Raw genomic sequence first — 17,741 nt, 5'->3', positions numbered from 1 at the left:
GGGCATGAGCGCCTACATCCTTCGACGGCTTTTGCTGATCATTCCGACGTTGCTGGGCATCCTGCTGGTCAACTTTACGCTGACGCAATTCGTGCCCGGCGGACCGGTGGAGCAGGCGATTGCGCGCGCCCAAGGGGGCGGTGACGTCTTTGGCGGGTTCGCCGGAGGCAGCAATGATGCGGGCGCACAGGAGTTGAGCAATGAGGATCTGAACACAGCCTCCGACAGCACCTATGTGGGTGCGCGCGGCCTGCCGCCCGAGTTCATCGAAGAACTGGAGCGCGAGTTCGGTTTCGACAAGCCGCCGGTGCAGCGGTTCCTGAACATGGTCTGGAACTATGCGCGTTTCGATTTCGGTGAGAGCTATTTTCGATCTATCGGGGTCATTGATCTGGTCATAGAAAAGCTGCCCGTGTCGATTACGCTGGGGCTATGGTCCACGCTGATCGCTTATCTGGTGTCGATCCCGTTGGGAATCCGCAAGGCGGTGCAGGATGGCACGCCCTTCGACACGTGGACATCCGGAGCAATCATTGCGGCCTATGCGGTTCCGGGGTTTTTGTTTGCGATCCTGCTGTTGGTGCTGTTTGCGGGCGGTAGCTATTGGCAGATTTTTCCGCTGCGCGGGCTGACGTCGGACAATTGGGACGACCTGACGGCATGGGGCAAGGTCGTGGACTATGCGTGGCACGCCTTCTTGCCTGTGCTGGCGGGCACCATCGGTGCCTTTGCCACGCTGACACTGCTGACCAAGAACAGCTTTCTGGACGAGATCAAGAAACTCTACGTGATGACTGCGCGGGCCAAGGGGCTGTCGGAACGGCAGGTGCTTTATGGGCACGTGTTCCGCAACGCGATGCTGATTGTGATCGCGGGCTTTCCGGCGGTCTTTATCTCGGTCTTTTTTGGCGGGTCGCTGATCATCGAGACGATCTTTTCGCTGGACGGCTTGGGGCGGCTCGGGTTTGAGGCGGCGGTGGCCCGCGACTATCCGATCGTGTTCGGCACGCTTTACATCTTTGGCCTGATGGGGCTGGTCGTCGGCATCCTGTCGGACCTGATGTATGTGCTGGTTGACCCCCGCATCGACTTTGAGCGGAGGGAAGGCTGATGGCGATGCCGGACGTACAGCCCGCGCCCGAACCGGTCGTGGTGCCCGAGCGCAAGCGCGGCCTGTTCACCCTTTCGCCGCTGAACAAAAGGCGCTGGTCGAACTTTAAAAAGAACCGCCGCGCCTATTGGTCGATGTGGATTTTCGGTATTCTGTTTGGGCTGAGCCTGTTTGCCGAGTTCATCGCCTACGACAAGCCCATCCTGATCCGGTATCAGGGTGCGTTCTACACACCCATCTGGAATTTCTATGCCGAGACGGAATTTGGCGGCGACTTTCAGACCGAAGCCGCCTATCGCGACCCGGAAGTGCAGTGCCTGATTGCTTCCGGTGGTCTGGATGCCTGTTTTGACGATCCCGACGCGATTATCGAGGACAGTCGCGATGGCAATGTGGACGGGGTGGACATCAACCGCGGTTGGGCGATCTGGCCGCTGATCCCCTATAGCTACGACACCGCTGTTGACAGGCCCGGCGCGGCGCCGCTTCCGCCCAACGGGGAAAACCTGCTGGGCACCGATGGTACGAAACGCGATGTCTTGGCGCGCGTTGTGCATGGGTTCCGGCTGTCGGTGCTGTTTACGCTGATCGTCACCGGCGCCTCTGCGGTCATCGGGATTATCGCGGGCGCGGTACAGGGTTATTTTGGTGGGCGCACGGACCTGATTTTCCAGCGGATCATCGAAATATGGTCATCAACGCCCAGCCTCTATGTCATCATCATCATGTTCGCTATTCTGGGGCGAAGTTTCTGGCTGCTTGTGTTCTTGTTGGTGCTGTTTGGCTGGACCGGCCTTGTGGGGGTTGTGCGGGCGGAATTCCTGCGTGCGCGCAACCTTGAATACGTGCGGGCGGCGCGGGCGTTGGGCGTGGGCAACATGACCATCATGTTCCGCCACATGCTGCCCAACGCGATGGTGGCCACGCTGACTATGCTGCCGTTCATCATCACTGGAACGATCTCATCGCTGGCGGTGCTTGACTATCTGGGTTTTGGCCTGCCGTCCTCTGCGCCATCGCTGGGTGAGCTGACCTTGCAGGCGAAACAGAACCTGCAAGCGCCGTGGCTGGCCTTTACAGCCTTTACCGTCTTTGCCGTTATGCTGAGCCTGCTGATCTTTATTTTCGAAGGCATCCGCGATGCGTTCGACCCAAGAAAGACCTTTTCGTGACGCCACTTCTCAATGTCAAAGACCTGCGCGTGTCATTCCGGCAGGACGGACAGCTGACCGAAGCGGTCAAGGGCGTGTCCTTTTCCGTGGGGCGCGGAGAGACTGTGGCCCTTGTCGGCGAGAGCGGTTCGGGCAAGTCGGTTTCGGCTTTGTCCACCGTGTCGCTGCTGGGCGACAGCGCAGAGGTGTCGGGGTCCGTTACCTATGATGGGCAGGAGATGATCGGCGCGGATGACAAGCTGCTGCGCAAAGTGCGCGGCAACGACATATCGTTCATCTTTCAAGAGCCGATGACCTCACTTAACCCGCTGCATACGATCCAGAAACAGCTAGGCGAAAGCCTGTCGCTGCATCAGGGGCTGGTGGGAGAGGACGCGCGAGGCCGTATCCTTGAGTTGATGAACAAGGTGGGTATTCGCGATGCGGAATCGCGATTGACTGCCTATCCGCACCAATTGTCGGGCGGGCAACGTCAGCGTGTGATGATCGCCATGGCGCTGGCCAACAAACCCGATGTTCTGATCGCGGATGAACCAACCACAGCGCTTGATGTGACCATTCAGGCGCAAATCCTCGATCTGTTGGCCGAATTGAAGGCGAGCGAGGGGATGGGCCTGTTGTTCATCACCCACGATCTTGGGATCGTCCAGCGCATCGCCGACCGGGTTTGCGTGATGCAGAACGGTGAGATTGTGGAAACGGGTCCGACGGACGAAATTTTCGGCGCACCCAAACATCCCTATACGCAGAAATTGTTGGGCGCTGCGCCCTCCGGCACACCGGCGCCGATCCCCGCCAATGCCGAGGTGGTGGCCGAGGCCGAGAACCTTAAGATCTGGTTCCCGATCCATGCAGGGCTGCTGCGCCGCACCAAGGGCTATATCAAGGCGGTGAACGCGGCCACGTTTCAGGTCCGTGCAGGTGAAACGGTCGGGATTGTGGGCGAAAGCGGGTCCGGCAAGACCACGCTGGCCCTTGCCATAATGCGGCTGATCGCGTCCGAAGGGCGCATTGTCTACATGGGGCAGGACATTCGGGCGTGGTCGGTGCGCCAGTTGCGACGGCTGCGCAAGGACATGCAGATCGTGTTTCAGGACCCTTACGGATCGCTCAGCCCGCGAATGACCGCAGCCCAGATCATCGCCGAAGGGTTGGGGGTGCATGGTGTCGACGATGGTCGGCCCGAACGGCAGGTGGTGGCCGAGGTGATGGCCGAAGTGGGCCTTGATCCGCTGACCATGGACCGCTACCCGCATGAATTTTCAGGCGGTCAGCGCCAGCGCATTGCGATTGCGCGCGCCATGGTGCTGCGACCCAAACTTGTGGTGCTGGACGAGCCGACATCGGCACTGGATATGACGGTGCAGGTGCAGATCGTTGATTTGTTGCGGGACTTGCAGGTCAAGTATGGGCTGGCCTTTTTGTTCATCAGCCACGACCTAAAAGTCGTGCGTGCGATGAGCCACAAGGTGCTGGTGATGAAACAGGGTGACGTGGTCGAACAGGGCGCATCAGAAGACCTCTTTGAGCGTCCGCAGACGGACTACACGCGGCTGTTGCTGCAAGCGACGCATTAGATCGCTGAGGCGTGCCGCCCTTCTTCGACGGAATAGGCGTCGAAATGGCGTGCGACCATCCGCGTGAGCGCGCGTGCCTGCGGCGGAATGCTCAAGCGGTCATTTTGCCAAATCAGTGTTCCGTCGAATGCGTCATTGGCGGATGTCAGCAATGCGCGCACGGTGTCGGGATCACCCGGCATGTCTGCCACTGAAATTTCGAAATCGCACATGATTGCCTCGATCAGGCGGCCGCGCAGCAGGTCGTCGCCAGAAAATGCGTGGCCCCGCGCGGTGGCCAAGCTGCCTGCCTTGATCGCGGCGGCATAGCGCGACGTGGCGGGCTGGTTTTGCGCGTATCCCTGCGGGAAGCGCGAGATGGATGACGCGCCGACGCCGATCAGCACCTCGCTTTGATCGTCGGTATAGCCCTGAAAATTGCGCCGCAATGTCCCTGCGCGTTGCGCCTGCGCCAGCCCGTCGGTGGGTATGGCGAAATGGTCGATACCAATCTCTGCGTAGCCGTCCCAGACAAACAGATTGCGCGCCACTTCGAACAGGTTCAGCCGCTCCTGAGGCGTGGGCAGCGCGTCGGAGGGGATCAGGTTCTGGCGCCGTGCCATCCAAGGCACATGCGCATAACCATAAAGGGCCACGCGGTCCGGGCCAAGCGACAGCAATTTCGTGACGCTGGACGTCATGCGTTGCGGTGACTGGTGTGGCAGTCCAAACAGGATGTCGGCATTCAGGCTCTGGACGCCGGCGGAGCGGAGCATGTCCACGGTTGCGGCCGTGATCTCAAAGCTTTGGTCACGACCGATAACGGCCTGAATGTCCGGGTCGAAATCCTGCACCCCGATGGAGGCGCGGGTCATGCCAGCGGCCTGTAGCGCGTCCAGCCGGGGGATATCGATCTCGTTGGGATCAATCTCGACAGAAAATTCATAGCCATCGGCAAATGGGGCGACCTCTGCGATGGCCCCGGCCAAACTGCGGATCATATGCGGGTCAAGCAGCGTTGGCGTGCCGCCGCCCCAGTGCAGCCGTTTGAGGCGGACGCCGCCGGGCAGGGACTGGGCCACCATGCGCAATTCGGTCAGGACCGTGTCGAGATACGCTTGCACCGGGCTGGAGGTTGCGGTCCCTTGGGTCCTGCACGCGCAGAACCAGCACAGGCGGCGGCAAAAGGGGATGTGTACGTAAAACGAAATGTCCGCGCCTTCGGGAATTGTCCGCAGCCACGCCTTGGTTTCGTCCGGGCCGACTTTGTCAGAAAAATGCGGCGCGGTTGGATAGCTGGTGTATCGCGGCACCTTCGCGTCAAAAAGACCCAGACGGGTGAATATGCTTTTCGTTTCCATGACCAAGTTGTTAGTTTCCGTCAACGGCCTGCGCTTTGACGCAGATCAACATCGTTTGGATTTGCTATGACCCTCCCGCCTGACCTGGTGCGCCAGGACTGCAGTGACTGTCCCATCCGACACCGTGCCGTGTGCGCGCGGTGCGAACCGGACGAATTGACGCGGCTTGAAGAGATGAAGTTTTACCGCACCTACGAGGCGGGTCAGACTGTGGCATGGGCCGGGGACCAGATGGATTTCGTGGCCTCTGTTGTGTCTGGTGCAGCCACGCTGACGCAGACCATGGAAGACGGGCGCCGCCAGATGGTGGGCTTGCTGCTGGCGTCGGATTTTGTGGGTCGGCCGGGCCGGTCCGGGGCGAGCTATGATGTTGTCGCGGTCACCGATCTGGTGATGTGCTGTTTCCGCAAAAAGCCGTTCGAGCAGATGATGGTGACCACGCCGCATGTGGCCGAACGCCTGCTGGAGATGACGCTGGACGAGTTGGATGCGGCGCGCGAGTGGATGCTGGTGCTGGGTCGCAAGACCGCGCGGGAAAAAATCGCGTCCTTGCTGGCCATTTTTGCGCATCGCGACGCGGTGCTGGGGCCAAAGCACACCCGGACCGTACAGTTTGAACTGCCCCTGACACGCGAAGCGATGGCAGACTATCTTGGGCTGACGCTTGAGACGGTCAGCCGCCAAATCTCAGCGCTGAAACGTGAAGGCATTATCGTTTTGCAGGGCAAACGTTCCGTTGTGGTGCCCGATCTGGATGTGCTGATGGAACAGGCGGGCGATGACAGTGACGGCGGATTGTTGATCTGAGGCTGTTGGCACGGCGCGCTTTGCACGCGATGCCTGCAAAGACGCCCCGCCCACCATCCCCGGCGATCCCCTAGCGCGCGAGAAACACCGGCACAGTGCACTGTTCCAGCATATCGCGTGTGGCTCCTCCGAACATCGCTTCGGACCAGCGCGCCCGTCCGTACGCCCCCATCACGATCAGGTCGATATCCCGGTCCGTCGAGACGCGGATCAGGTGGTCGCTGATTCGGTTCATGCTGCGCGCCAGAACATCAACCTCGCAGCGCACACCGTGCCGGGCCAGATACTGCGCCAGCAGGCCGCCCGGGTCGCTGCGGTCGGGGCCGTGTTGGGGCGGGTCGATGATCGTGATGAACGTGGTTTCGGCCTCCACAAGGATCGGCAATGCGCGATTCACTGCTGCCAGTGCCTCGTCGCTTTCATTCCAGGCCACGGCAATGCGGCGCGGCGTGGTCCATGCGTCGATGCCGTCCGGCACGATTAGCACAGGCACGCCCGCCTCGAACAGCGCCGCCTCGACCAGAGACGGCGCATCCGGGCCGGCGTCGTCGCCGTAGGGGCGCGGTGTGACCACCAGATCGCAGAACCGGGCATGGCGGCGGATGACGCCGGGCAACAGCCCGGCTTGCGTGACGATAGGCGTGATCGTGAACCGCTGCATACCTTGCCGGTTCAGTTCGGTCTTGGCCTCTTGGGACAGCGCGCGTGCGGCGGCCTGCGCCTCGACCACGGTGCCTTGCATCAGCGTGGGGCTGATTTCCGCATAGGAATAGCTGTGGAGTGCGGCGTCGATCCCAACGCACAGTACTTCAAGATGGGCATCCCAGCTGATTGCCTTGGAAATGGCGGCGTTGAGGCCGCGCAGTGGGTTCGGACCGGCGGACAGGATCGTGAGGATGGTTTTGTATGGCATCTGGCGCCAGCTCCTTATGAGCGCGTTTCCGTGACGATACCCTGTCCCATGGCGAAATGCGTTGCGTTGACGCCGATCAATCCGAATTCGGAAAACTGTTGACCCAGATCAAAGACCCGGTCGCCCCTCTGCCGCAAAACCGCAGCATGGAAACGCGGAGCTGCGTCCGGATTCGTATGGCGCCGCTTCGTTACAAGAGGGAACGCAATATGGCACAATATGTGAAGCTGATTGCGCTGGGTCTGGTCACACTCGCCGCGGCAATCGCCGCGAATTACGGTCGTGATCTGTCCTATCAGGTACATGCCGTCCTGATCATGCTGATCGCGGGCGCGCTGTTTCTGTATGAGGTGCGCCGCACGGACGAACCCGTCCTTGCAGCACCGCAGAACGAATATCTGGACAGCGTAGTACGGGCCGGGGTGATCGCCACGGCCTTTTGGGGGATCGCAGGGTTTTTGGTGGGGGTTATCATCGCCTTCCAACTGGCCTTTCCGGTTCTGAACTTTGACTGGTCCGAAGGCTATGCCAACTTTGGTCGTCTGCGGCCGCTTCACACATCTGCGGTGATCTTTGCCTTTGGCGGCAATGCGCTGATTGCGTCCTCGTTCTTTATCGTGCAGCGCACCTGTGCTGCGCGGCTGTGGGGCGGAAACCTTGCATGGTTCGTGTTCTGGGGCTTTCAGCTGTTCATCGTGCTGGCCGCCACCGGCTATTTGCTGGGCGGGACCCAGTCCAAGGAATATGCCGAGCCGGAATGGTATATCGATATCTGGCTGACGATTGTCTGGGTGGCCTATCTGGCCGTGTTCCTCGGCACGATCATCAAGCGCCGTGAGCCGCATATCTATGTGGCCAACTGGTTCCTGCTGAGCTTTATCGTCACCGTCGCAATGCTGCATCTGGTCAACAATATCTCGATCCCGGTCAGCATCTTTGGTTCCAAGTCCGTGCAGCTGTTTGCAGGTGTTCAGGATGCGATGGTGCAGTGGTGGTATGGCCACAACGCAGTGGGCTTCTTCCTCACGGCCGGGTTTCTGGGCATGATGTACTATTTCGTGCCGAAACAGGCCGACCGTCCGGTGTTCAGCTACAAGCTGTCGATCATTCACTTTTGGGCGCTGATCTTTCTGTACATCTGGGCGGGTCCGCACCACTTGCACTATACCGCTCTTCCCGACTGGGCTTCGACCCTCGGCATGGTGTTCTCGATCATCCTGTGGATGCCGTCGTGGGGTGGCATGATCAACGGTCTGATGACGCTGCAAGGCGCGTGGGACAAGCTGCGGACTGACCCGGTGTTGCGGATGATGGTCACCAGCCTCGCCTTCTATGGCATGTCGACCTTTGAGGGTCCGATGATGTCGATCCGGGCCGTGAACTCGCTAAGCCACTACACCGACTGGACCATCGGCCACGTGCATTCCGGTGCGCTGGGGTGGAACGGGCTGATCACCTTTGGTGCGCTCTACTACCTGACACCGGTGCTGTGGAAACGGCAGGGGCTATATTCGCTCAAGCTGGTCAGCTGGCACTTCTGGCTCGCCACCATCGGCATCGTGCTCTACGCCGCGTCGATGTGGGTCACGGGCATCATGGAAGGCCTGATGTGGCGCGAAGTGGACGCCAACGGCTTCCTCGTGAATGCCTTTGCCGACACCGTGAGCGCCAAGTTCCCGATGTACGTGGTGCGTGGTCTGGGTGGGGTCCTGTTCCTCGCTGGGGCTTGCGTGATGTGCTATAATCTCTGGATGACTGTGAAAGCAGCGCCTGCCAAAGAGCAGTCGTTGGCCACAGCCGTCCCTGCCGAGTGAAGGAGGGACAAATGGCTATCCTCGACAAACACAAGATCCTCGAACGCAACGCGACGCTACTGCTGGTCTTCAGCTTTCTCGTGGTCACGATCGGGGGGATCGTACAGATTGCCCCGCTCTTTTACCTCGAGAACACCATCGAAAAGGTGGAAGGGATGCGGCCCTATTCTCCGCTCGAACTGGCGGGTCGCGACATTTACGTGCGCGAAGGCTGCTACGTGTGCCACAGCCAGATGATCCGGCCCATGCGGGACGAGGTCGAACGCTATGGCCACTATAGCCTCGCGGCGGAGTCGATGTACGACCACCCGTTCCAGTGGGGCTCCAAGCGGACCGGGCCGGACCTTGCCCGCGTTGGCGGTCGCTATTCGGATGACTGGCACCTTGTCCACTTGCGCAACCCCCAAGCGGTGGTGCCGGAATCGGTCATGCCGAAATACGATTTCCTCGAACGGACGCGTATGGATGGTGAGTATATCGACGAGTTGCTGGCCACACACCGCATGGTGGGTGTGCCCTACACCGACGAGATGATCGAGAACGCGCGCGCCGATTTTCTGGCGCAAGCGGACCCGGACAGCGACTTTGACGGGGTGCTCGAACGGTATCCGGGGGCGCAGGTGCGCAACTTTGACAGCCAGCCCGGCGTGTCCGAGGCGGATGCGTTGATCGCATACATGCAAATGCTGGGCACATTGGTCGACTTCTCGACCTTTGTTGCTGACGCGAACCGGTAAGAAGGAGAGAGATTATGGAAACCTACAGCCTTCTACGCGAATTCGCCGACAGCTGGATGCTTCTGCTGCTGTTCTCGATTTTTGTGGGTGTGTTCTTTTGGGTCATGCGGCCCGGCGCGCGCGACACCTATCGCGACACCGCTGCCATCCCGTTCCGGCATGATGACGCGCCCAAAGGTCCAGAGGAGGACCAGACATGAGTAATGAAACCGAACATGACAAGGAAATCGGCAACACCGGTCACGAATGGGATGGGATCAAGGAACTGAACAACCCTCTGCCGCGCTGGTGGCTGTGGTGTTTCTACCTGACCATCATCTGGGGTGTGGGGTACACCATCGCCTATCCGGCCTGGCCAATGATCAATGAGGCGACAGCGGGCGTGCTGGGCTACTCCACCCGCGCCGAAGTCGCCGAAGAGATCGCCGCCGTCGAAGAGGCCAATGGCCCCATCAACGCCAAACTCGTTGCGGCGGAACTGACCGAGGTCAGCGATGATCCAGGCTTGATGCAATACGCCACATCGGCAGGTGGGGCCGTGTTCCGTACATGGTGCGCACAGTGTCACGGCTCGGGCGGGGCGGGGGTACAAGCCTCGGGTTATCCCAACCTGCTGGACGATGACTGGCTCTGGGGTGGGACCATCGAGGATATCCACCTGACCATCGCCCACGGCATCCGCAACGAAGAAGACCTCGACAGTCGCTATTCCGAGATGCCCGCCTTTGGCGAGATCCTCGAAGAGGAGGAAATCGTTTCTGTCGTGCAATATGTCAAATCGCTGTCCGGCACGCCGGATGACGCGGCGCAGGCCGCTGCGGGCGAAGAGGTCTATCTCGACAACTGTTCGGCCTGCCATGGCGAAGAGGGGCTGGGCGACGTCTTTCAGGGGGCGCCGAACCTCGCGGACGCCATCTGGCTTTATGGTGGGGACACCGAAACTCTGATCGAAACCGTGACCTACAGCCGCTTTGGCGTGATGCCACCGTGGCAGGGTCGCCTGAGCGAGGCCGAAGTGCGCGCGGTCGCGCTCTATGTACACAGCCGGGGTGGTGGGCAGTAACCACTGCGCATCAAGGGGGGCTGTGAGAACGCGGTCGGGCTTGCCCGGCCGCGTTTTTTGTTATGTGGCGATCAATCCGCCGATCATGGCGGCGAGTGCCACGATATGGATCAGCATGATCGCCCGATCATTCCACTGCACACCCACGATGAACCAACCGATGATACCCACCAAGAAGCAGTAGATGTTCCAGGGCGTCGCCGCCGCCGCGGTGGCCGCATATCCAGCAATCTGGGCCACTGACGCCACCCATTTGATGGCGTCGACCTGCGGCGCCGCAAATGCGATCCGCCTCACAGTTTGTCGAGGTCAATGCAGCGGGTCTGTCGGCCCAGCCATCCGCGCCGTGTTGCGGGCTTTACCGGGATGCAGGGCCGCCTGTTGTGGTCGTTGCGCGTCGCGGTCATGAAAGTTCTGGCATAAATGTCAAACATGGATCCGATCTCCTGTCGCTGTGTTCTGCCACCCATATTGCGATATTGCGCGATTCATGCGACTCAATTGGAATGGCATTGTGTAAGTTGAGATAACATATGATCTGGCGCGATATGCCACCCCTTGCCGCCCTGCGCGCCTTTCACGCCTTTACCAAAGAAGGCAACGTAACGGCTGCGGGCAATGCGCTGGGGGTCAGTCATGCGGCCATCAGCCAGCAATTGCGTGCGCTGGAGGCGCATTTGGGCGTGACGCTTTTTGACCGCACGGGGCGTGCGATGCGCCTCACGCCGGATGGTGAGATATTGGCGCAAGGCTGCGCCGACGGCTTTGCCGCGATCAATCGTGCCGTGGGGCTGATCACTGGGGCGGAGGCTGCGCGGCCTCTGCACATCTCGCCCACGCCGAGCTTTGCCGCTGCGTGGCTGATGCCGCGCCTGCCCGAGTTTCGGGCGGCGCATCCTGACATCAATATCATGCTGAACCCCACATCCGAGTTGGTGGACCCGACCCCCGGTGGGGTGGACCTGACCATTCGCTATGGCCCGGGCGGGTGGCCCGGTGTCGAGGACAGATTGTTGATCCCCACATCGATGGTCATCATCGCCGCGCCCAGCCTACTTGATGGTCGCGACACATCCAGTGCCCGCGCACTCAGCAAGTTGCCATGGCTCGAAGAGATCGGGATCACCGAAAGCACAAGCTGGCTGCGCAATCGCGGCATTGCCGAAGGGGTGCAGGGCCCGCTGACCCAAGTGCCCGGCAACCTGCTGATTGACGGCGCGCGGGACGGGCAGGGGTTGGCGGTGACCGTGCGCCTGTTCGTTGAGGCAGACATTCGCGCGGGCCGCCTTGTGGTGCTGGAAGAAGAGGATCAGGAGGGCGCGGGATATCACCTTGTCACCCGCGCCGGTGTGCAACGTCCGCCCCTGCGCGCCTTTGTGAAATGGATCACGCGCGCGGCACGGGACTTGACCTGAGTCAAAGCGGTGACTGCAATGGGCTGCGAGAAGGAAGGCCAGATATCCAGACCGAGGTTCCCCCAAAGTGTCCGACAGCACGCCCGCCCCTCGCCTTTACGCCGCGCGCGAACCGATTTTCCCCAAACGGGTATCGGGCAAATTCCGCACGCTGAAATGGTGGATCATGCTCGTGACGCTGGGCATCTACTACCTTGTCCCGTGGATTCGCTGGGACCGGGGTGAGGCGCTGCCGGATCAGGCGGTGCTGCTCGATCTGGCGAACCGGCGGTTCTATTTCTTCTGGATCGAGATCTGGCCGCATGAATTCTACTTTGTCGCGGGCCTGCTGATCATGGCGGGGTTGGGGTTGTTTCTGTTCACATCTGCCCTGGGTCGGGTGTGGTGTGGCTATGCCTGTCCACAGACTGTGTGGACGGACCTGTTCATCGCTGTTGAACGCTGGATCGAGGGGGACCGCAACGCGCGCCTGCGCCTGCATCGCCAGAAGAAATGGGATTTCCGCAAGGCGCGTCTGCGCGTGACCAAATGGACGCTCTGGTTGCTGATCGGTCTCGCGACCGGAGGGGCGTGGGTGTTCTATTTTGCCGATGCGCCGACATTGGCCCGCGATCTGGTGACGCTGAACGCGCATCCCGTGGCCTATAGCACCATGGCGATCCTGACGGGCACGACCTTTCTGTTTGGCGGTTTTGCCCGCGAACAAATCTGTAACTACGCCTGTCCGTGGCCTCGCATTCAGGCCGCGATGATGGACGAAGACACGCTGACCGTGGGCTATCGCGCATGGCGCGGCGAGCCGCGCAAACACCGGGTGCCCGAGGGCGAGACACAAGGCGACTGCATCGACTGTATGGCCTGCGTGAACGTGTGCCCGGCGGGCATCGACATCCGCGACGGGCAGCAGCTTGAATGTATCACCTGCGCGCTGTGCATTGATGCCTGCGACGACATCATGGCCAAAATCGGCAAGCCGCGTGGCCTGATCGACTACATGGCCCTCACCGATGAAGAGGCTGAGCGCAGCGGCAAAGCTCCGAAACCGATCTGGAGCCACGTGCTGCGCACGCGCACCGTTCTGTACACGGTTCTTTGGGCGCTTGTGGGCTTTGGTCTCGTCTTTGCGCTGTTCATCCGGTCGGATGTGGAACTGACAGTGGCCCCGGTGCGCAATCCGACATTCGTGACCCTGTCGGACGGGTCTGTGCGCAACACCTATGACGTGCGCCTGCGCAACAAGACCGCCGAGGCGCAGACCATGCGCCTGACGGTCAAGGGCGATTCGTCGATCCGGCTGCAACTGGAAGGGACCGCGTACCAATCTATCGCCGTGCCTGCGGACGCCACGTTCCTGCAACGTGTGTACCTCGTGGCGCCATCCGGCGCAGCACCAACCGAACGGGCCAGCACGGACGTACGCATCTGGGTCGAGGCCTTGGGCGGGGGCGACCGCGCCTACCGCGACACCACATTCAATGGAAGGAACCTGCAATGACACGCGAACTCAAGGGCTGGCACGTGGCGGCAATGTTCTGCTTTGGCTTTGGCATCATCATTTCGGTGAACCTGACGCTGGCTTTCAACGCGGTGGCGACTTTTCCGGGGTTGGAGGTCGGAAATTCCTACGTGGCCAGTCAGCAATTCGAGGCCAAGCGCACTGCGCAAGAGGCGTTGGGATGGCAGGCGACAGCCGCCTATGACGGGGCCACGATCGAGGTGCGGCTGACCGATGCGCAGCTTGGTCCAGCCGACGTGACAAAGATTGACGTGACCGTGGGCCGGACGACGCATGTGGCGGCGGATGTCTCGCCAGAGCTGGTCTTTGACGGTACGGCATGGCGCGCGCCCATGGCGCTGGATGCCGGACATTGGCTGGTGCGCCTGACGGCCATGTCGGAGGATGGCACGCTGTTTGAACATCGCATACCGTTGCTTGTGAAAGGCTGACAAAGGATGACGGCGGTTCCCGATCCCCGGCCCATGGCCTGTCCCGGTTGTGCGGCAGCACCTGCGGACATGCCGGTTGCGGTGGCGCAGCCGGATGACGTTCTGCTGTCTCTGCCCGAGATTCACTGCCACAACTGCATCCGAGACGCCGAAGCGGCGTTGATGGCGCGCCCGGACGTGGCATCGGCCCGGGTGAACCTGACGCTGAAGCGGGCCTATGTGACCCCGGTGGGGGATGTGCCCGCCGACGCATTGGTCACGACTTTGGCAGAGGCCGGGGTTCTGGCGCACCCGCTTGATCCGACGGCACTGCAAAGCCGGGCAACCGAGGCTGCGGGGCGCGCGCTGCTGATGCGGCTGGCGGTTGCCGGATTTGCGGCGATGAACGTGATGCTTTTGTCGGTGGCGGTATGGTCCGGTGCGACGGACGCGACGCGGGATATGTTCCACTGGATTTCCGCAGCCATCGCGTTGCCTGCTGTGGCCTTCTGTGGTCAGCCGTTCTTTGCGGGGGCGTGGCGTGCGCTGTCGGCCCGCCGGCTGTCCATGGACGTGCCGATTGCGCTGGCGATTCTGTTGGCGCTGGGAACATCGCTTTGGGAAACGGCACTGTCGGGGCATCACGCCTATTTCGATGCCGCGATCACGCTGTGCTTTTTCCTGCTGGCCGGTCGGTATCTGGAGTTTCGCACACGCGCCGCAGCACGGTCCGCCGCCGAGGAACTGACCGCGCTGGAGGTGCCGCGGGCCACGCGGATTGTCGGTGGGGTGCCGCTGGATGTCCCTGTGGCCGAACTGTCCGTGGGCGATGTCATTCTGGTCCGGGTAGGTGGGCGCATCCCGGTGGACGGGCGCGTGCGGGAGGGCGCGGCAGAGCTTGATCGGTCAATGCTGACGGGTGAGACGATCCCGGTGCCCGCTGCGGTGGGCAGCGTCGTTGCCGCCGGTGAGACGGTGGTGAGCGGGCCATTGACCATCGAGGCAACGGCGGTGGGGCGTGACACGGCGTTGCACCGGCTGGCCGATCTGGTCGCAGTGGCAGAGGCAGGCCGCGCACGCTACACGCCGCTGGCCGACAGGGCGGCCGCGCTTTATGCGCCCGGCGTGCACATCTTGGCGGCTTTGGCCTGGGCGGGTTGGATGCTGTGGACGGGCGATATGCGCGTGGCGCTGAACATCGCGGCAGCCGTGCTGATCATCACATGCCCCTGCGCGTTGGGTCTTGCGGTGCCTGCGGTGACAACGGCCGCCTCTGGTGCGCTGTTTCGGCGCGGAGTTTTGATCAAGAGTGCAACCGCTTTGGAACGGTTGGCAGAGGTCGATACCGTGTTGTTCGACAAGACCGGCACCCTGACCGAAGGGGTGCCACAGGTGCTGAATTGGGAGGCCGTGCCAAAGGACGCGCGCCAAGTGGCCCTTGCGCTGGCGCGCGGGTCTGTTCACCCGCTGTCCGTTGCAATTTCGGCGCAGGGTGGGGATGCCGCACAGGTCGACGGCATACGGGAAGTGCCCGGATACGGCACAGAAGGGCTGTGGCGCGGTGTCCGGGTCCGGCTTGGCCGGTCCGGCTGGGCCGGGCCGGAAGACGCAGGCGATGCCAGCCTGTGCACATGGGTGGATATGGGTGTGGGGCAGGTGAGCCGCATTCGGTTTGCGGACAATTTGCGACCCGGCGTACGTGACACGGTCGAAGCGCTGCGCGCAGCGGGTCTGGATGTCGAAATGATGTCCGGTGACCGCGCCGCAGCTGTGGCCGCGACTGCGCAGGCCGCCGGGATCGACAGGGCGCACGCGGGCTGTTTGCCCGCTGACAAGGTGGCCCGGATCGAAGCGTTGCAGGCACAGGGGCGGCGCGTGCTTATGGTCGGGGATGGGTTGAACGACACCGGTGCACTGGCGGCAGCAGATGTGAGCCTGTCGCCGGCGTCCGCACTGGATGCCGCGCGGGTGGCGTCGGATATGGTGCTGCTTGGCACGCAGTTCGACGCGTTGCCTGAGGTGTTGCGCTGTGCGGGTGCGGCGCGGCGGCGGATCACAGAGAATTTTCGCATCGCCACGATCTACAATGTGATTGCCGTGCCGCTGGCGGTTGCGGGCCTCGCCACGCCGCTGATTGCGGCCTTGGCCATGTCGGCCTCGTCGATTACCGTGTCCCTGAACGCGATGCGGGGGATCTGGCGGTGAATGTACTGGCGTATCTTATCCCGGTGTCCCTGATGTTGGGTGCCGTGGGGCTGATCGGGTTTCTCTACACGCTGCGTAGCCGCCAATACGAAGACCCGGATGGCGACAGTCGGCGGATACTGGATGAGAGTTGGGACGACCGGCCCAAGCCGTGACGCTGTGCGGACGCTCTTTGGTGCCGCCGGGCAAGGCCCGCCGTCCCCAAAGACGCCCCGCCCACCGTCCCGCAGACGCCTAGGATTGCGGGCCGATGGTAAAGCAGGTGACGTTGCGGGCCTGCAATCTGCGACATGCCAAATCCGCACCTTCGCGGGTCAGGCCCATGAAATTCGCATCGAACCCTTGGGGCTTGCGAACCACTTTGCGCAGCGACCCGTCGAGCGATGACATCTCGGTCAGGGCGGTTTGCAGCAGGACCTTTTCGGCCTTGTAGCGGCTGGGGTAGCGCCCCACGTTCACGCCCCAGTGACGGCCACCGGAGGTCGACAACCGCGTGACCACTTCAGGCTCGGCCCGGGCAAGGATGACGTTACCGGGGCGCGCTGCGGGACGTTTCATTGGGATGACGACCGGGGTTGGTTTGGCCGGTGCCGCGGCTTGCGCCACTTCGAGCGCGGTCAGAATGTCGTCGGCCTTGACGGCGGCGTCAGGCGTTTCGGTGGATGCGACCAGCACAGGCGTCGCCGCCGCACCGGGGCGCAGCACGGGGCGCAGTGATGTCTTTACGGCACCGGTCAGGCGAATGATTTTGCCCGCGCCTTTGGGTGCGGCGTTGTTTCCGGCAACCACGACAGGGCCATCGTCTGGCGTGTATCCCGGTTTGGTTGGTTTGCGCAGCGGCGCGCGGCTGGGTGCGCGGCGGAACCCCATATCGAGCAATTCGGCAACGCGGGCGTTGCGCGATGCGGTGGATTTACCGCCAAAGACCGTTGCGATGATCCGTTCGTTGCCGCGTTCGGCGCTGGCCACGAGATTGAAGCCCGCGGCGCGGGTGTAACCGGTTTTGATCCCGTCGGCGCCTTTGTAGGCGCCAAGCAGACGGCGGTTGGTGTTCGCCACCTCGCGCACACCCGCATGGGTCGAACGGCGTGAGAAGAGATTGTAATATTGCGGGTAGTCATACAGCACGTGCCGCCCCAGCAGGGTCATATCACGCGCGGTCGACATGTGACCGGATTCGGTCAAGCCGTGGGCGTTCTTGAATGTTGTGCGGGTCATGCCCAGAGATTTGGCTGTGCGGTTCATGCGCCGGGCAAAGGCCGCTTCGGAACCTGAGATGGCCTCGCCAATTGCGGTGGCTGCATCGTTCGCGGACTTCACCGCCGCTGCCCGGATGAGATAGCGCAGTGCGATGCGCTGCCCGGCTTGCAGGCCCAGCTTGGAGGGCGGCTCGGAGGCAGCAAAGCGCGAGATTTTCACCTTGGTGTCCAGTGTAATCTCGCCACGTTCGATGGCCTGAAACGCGACGTAGAGCGTCATCATCTTGGTCAGGGACGCCGGATGCAGGCGCGTGTCGGCGTTGCGCGAATGCAGAACCTCACCCGTCCGCGCGTCCATGACCATAGCCGCATATGGTGCCGCCATGACGGATGCCGGAAGGATGATGAACATCCAGAGTGCCGCGAATACGAAAAGCCCAATACGGGCCGGCTGTGTGCGCC

Annotated in this window: 17 protein-coding genes; 13 read left to right on the top strand and 4 right to left on the bottom strand. The window is 62.0% G+C overall.

Translation table 11 applies throughout. The features are described 5' to 3' along the window. Nucleotides 1–4 precede the first annotated feature (4 nt). Genes Q1A85_RS20385 through Q1A85_RS20375 form a run of 3 tightly spaced genes read left to right on the top strand, consistent with a single transcriptional unit; the run spans nt 5 to nt 3,860 of the window. On the top strand, nt 5–1,111 hold the full coding sequence (locus Q1A85_RS20385; RefSeq protein WP_299694051.1) for a microcin C ABC transporter permease YejB: 1,107 nt from the start codon (nt 5–7) through the stop codon (nt 1,109–1,111). Nucleotides 1,112–1,116: 5 nt separating this feature from the next. After that, entirely contained in the window at nt 1,117–2,283 is a 1,167-nt protein-coding gene (locus Q1A85_RS20380) for an ABC transporter permease (RefSeq protein ID WP_366140625.1), read from the top strand. Next, complete coding sequence (locus Q1A85_RS20375; RefSeq protein ID WP_299694045.1) at nt 2,280–3,860, top strand: ABC transporter ATP-binding protein; 1,581 nt, start codon at nt 2,280–2,282, stop codon at nt 3,858–3,860. The genes Q1A85_RS20380 and Q1A85_RS20375 overlap by 4 nt, the downstream gene beginning before the upstream one ends. Here Q1A85_RS20375 and hemN read toward each other — a convergent pair. Further along, the gene (gene hemN, locus Q1A85_RS20370; RefSeq protein WP_299694042.1) at nt 3,857–5,200 is read right to left on the bottom strand and encodes an oxygen-independent coproporphyrinogen III oxidase; all 1,344 of its coding nucleotides are present in this window, start codon (nt 5,198–5,200) and stop codon (nt 3,857–3,859) included. The genes Q1A85_RS20375 and hemN overlap by 4 nt on opposite strands. Before the next feature lie 66 nt (nt 5,201–5,266). Here hemN and fnrL point away from each other — a divergent pair, with 66 nt between their 5' ends. Beyond that, nucleotides 5,267–6,007: a transcriptional regulator FnrL gene (fnrL, locus tag Q1A85_RS20365; protein ID WP_299694039.1), complete on the top strand. Its 741-nt coding sequence runs from the start codon at nt 5,267–5,269 to the stop codon at nt 6,005–6,007. Between the two features lie 70 nt (nt 6,008–6,077). Here the strand turns inward: fnrL and Q1A85_RS20360 are convergent, their stop codons facing one another. Further along, the gene (locus tag Q1A85_RS20360) at nt 6,078–6,920 is read right to left on the bottom strand and encodes a universal stress protein (protein ID WP_299694036.1); all 843 of its coding nucleotides are present in this window, start codon (nt 6,918–6,920) and stop codon (nt 6,078–6,080) included. A 209-nt stretch (nt 6,921–7,129) separates the two neighbouring features. On the opposite strand from Q1A85_RS20360, the gene ccoN reads away from it, so the two are divergent. Genes ccoN through ccoP form a run of 4 tightly spaced genes read left to right on the top strand, consistent with a single transcriptional unit; the run spans nt 7,130 to nt 10,534 of the window. After that, on the top strand, nt 7,130–8,734 hold the full coding sequence (ccoN, locus tag Q1A85_RS20355; protein ID WP_299694034.1) for a cytochrome-c oxidase, cbb3-type subunit I: 1,605 nt from the start codon (nt 7,130–7,132) through the stop codon (nt 8,732–8,734). Between the two features lie 11 nt (nt 8,735–8,745). Then, nucleotides 8,746–9,471, top strand: a complete 726-nt coding sequence (gene ccoO, locus Q1A85_RS20350) for a cytochrome-c oxidase, cbb3-type subunit II (RefSeq protein ID WP_299694031.1) — start codon at nt 8,746–8,748, stop codon at nt 9,469–9,471. 14 nt (nt 9,472–9,485) lie between these two features. Further along, entirely contained in the window at nt 9,486–9,671 is a 186-nt protein-coding gene (locus tag Q1A85_RS20345; protein WP_299694028.1) for a cbb3-type cytochrome c oxidase subunit 3, read from the top strand. Beyond that, nucleotides 9,668–10,534 (top strand): cytochrome-c oxidase, cbb3-type subunit III, encoded by an 867-nt coding sequence (gene ccoP, locus Q1A85_RS20340; protein ID WP_299694025.1) that lies wholly within the window; start codon nt 9,668–9,670, stop codon nt 10,532–10,534. Before Q1A85_RS20345 ends, ccoP begins: the two co-directional genes overlap by 4 nt. Before the next feature lie 60 nt (nt 10,535–10,594). On the opposite strand, the gene Q1A85_RS20335 is transcribed toward ccoP, so the two are convergent. After that, nucleotides 10,595–10,831: a DUF6552 family protein gene (locus tag Q1A85_RS20335; protein ID WP_299694022.1), complete on the bottom strand. Its 237-nt coding sequence runs from the start codon at nt 10,829–10,831 to the stop codon at nt 10,595–10,597. Nucleotides 10,832–11,067: 236 nt separating this feature from the next. Between Q1A85_RS20335 and Q1A85_RS20330 the strand changes: the two genes are divergently transcribed. The 5 genes from Q1A85_RS20330 to ccoS all read left to right on the top strand — a co-directional run bounded on the left by Q1A85_RS20330 (nt 11,068) and on the right by ccoS (nt 16,235). Further along, nucleotides 11,068–11,949 carry a LysR family transcriptional regulator gene (locus Q1A85_RS20330; protein ID WP_299694019.1) on the top strand — a complete coding sequence of 294 codons (882 nt, stop codon included), beginning with the start codon at nt 11,068–11,070 and terminating at the stop codon, nt 11,947–11,949. A gap of 67 nt (nt 11,950–12,016) precedes the next feature. Next, a complete protein-coding gene (ccoG, locus tag Q1A85_RS20325; RefSeq protein WP_299694016.1) occupies nt 12,017–13,444 on the top strand; it encodes a cytochrome c oxidase accessory protein CcoG in 1,428 nt (475 codons plus the stop codon). Next, on the top strand, nt 13,441–13,896 hold the full coding sequence (locus Q1A85_RS20320) for a FixH family protein (protein ID WP_299694014.1): 456 nt from the start codon (nt 13,441–13,443) through the stop codon (nt 13,894–13,896). The genes ccoG and Q1A85_RS20320 overlap by 4 nt, the downstream gene beginning before the upstream one ends. A gap of 6 nt (nt 13,897–13,902) precedes the next feature. Beyond that, nucleotides 13,903–16,080 (top strand): heavy metal translocating P-type ATPase, encoded by a 2,178-nt coding sequence (locus Q1A85_RS20315; RefSeq protein WP_299694011.1) that lies wholly within the window; start codon nt 13,903–13,905, stop codon nt 16,078–16,080. Then, nucleotides 16,077–16,235, top strand: a complete 159-nt coding sequence (ccoS, locus tag Q1A85_RS20310; protein ID WP_299694008.1) for a cbb3-type cytochrome oxidase assembly protein CcoS — start codon at nt 16,077–16,079, stop codon at nt 16,233–16,235. Before Q1A85_RS20315 ends, ccoS begins: the two co-directional genes overlap by 4 nt. A 79-nt stretch (nt 16,236–16,314) precedes the next feature. Here the strand turns inward: ccoS and Q1A85_RS20305 are convergent, their stop codons facing one another. Then, a complete protein-coding gene (locus tag Q1A85_RS20305) occupies nt 16,315–17,691 on the bottom strand; it encodes a D-alanyl-D-alanine carboxypeptidase family protein (protein WP_299694005.1) in 1,377 nt (458 codons plus the stop codon). Between the last annotated feature and the right edge of the window lie 50 nt (nt 17,692–17,741).

This window comes from uncultured Tateyamaria sp. (assembly GCF_947503385.1).
Taxonomy (GTDB): Bacteria; Pseudomonadota; Alphaproteobacteria; order Rhodobacterales; family Rhodobacteraceae; genus Tateyamaria.
The sequence above is the reverse complement of the archived record's forward strand: the minus strand, read 5'-3'. Positions and strand labels throughout refer to the sequence as shown.